Genomic DNA, 848 nt, shown 5'->3' with positions numbered 1-848 from the left:
ATGGTTGATTCTTTAACTTATGTTGATGACTTTGATAAAGATGTAACCTTCTCTGGATTTGACGTATACTTACGTGATAAGTCTGGTAAGTTTACTAAGGCTGACAAACCTGCAACTTACTTTACAGTTAAGACTGAAGGTTCTAAGGTAACTTGGACGGCTACAAAAGCATTACAAACCTTGCTTAACTCTGGTAAGTACAATTCAGACCAAACTTACACCCCTACTATTGTTGCTTACGCAACGGTTACTGGTGAAGGTGGACAAGTTGCTGATAACACTTATACAGTTACAATTAATGGTAAGAATGCTGTATCTAACAAGGTTACTGATAAGATTGCCAAGGTAACACCTCACAAGGTTGTTTTAAACGCTGATGGTAAAGATATTAACCAAGGTACAGTTCTTAAAGGACAAACAGTAACTTATAAAGGAACTTGGGACTTAACTGATTTAGCTAATGCTAAAATTTCTGATAATGCATTTACTAAAGAATGGTCCTTCTCAGATTCTTATGATAAGACTAACGGTGTTGCTCAAACTTCTACTTTGAAGGTAACTGATAAAGACGGCAAGAACATTACTAACCTCTTTAAGCCTGTATGGGATACTAAGAGCGGTACTTGGACTTTAACAGCTACAGATGCTAAGAAGTTTGTTACAACTTACAAGGGTCAAGCATTAACTGTAACATTTGATTACACTGTTAACGCTGATGTGAAGGATGCTACTAAGATTGATAACACTATGAATCAAGTTAATGCAGGCAAAGGCTACAAGTCTAATACTGTTACTAACACAGTAGAATCCTCCCCTGTTGTAATTAAGGTGGTAGAAAATACTGATGG

General features: G+C 36.4%; 1 protein-coding gene. It reads left to right on the top strand.

The genetic code is table 11. From position 1 onward, the window contains the following. Positions 1–848 (top strand): SspB-related isopeptide-forming adhesin (locus FC36_RS06505; RefSeq protein WP_156409532.1); only part of this gene is annotated, 848 nt, incomplete at both ends.

This window comes from Ligilactobacillus equi DSM 15833 = JCM 10991, assembly GCF_001435735.1.
Taxonomy (GTDB): domain Bacteria; phylum Bacillota; class Bacilli; order Lactobacillales; family Lactobacillaceae; genus Ligilactobacillus; species Ligilactobacillus equi.
Note: the sequence above shows the minus strand (reverse complement) of the source record. Positions and strands in the feature narration are given on the sequence as shown.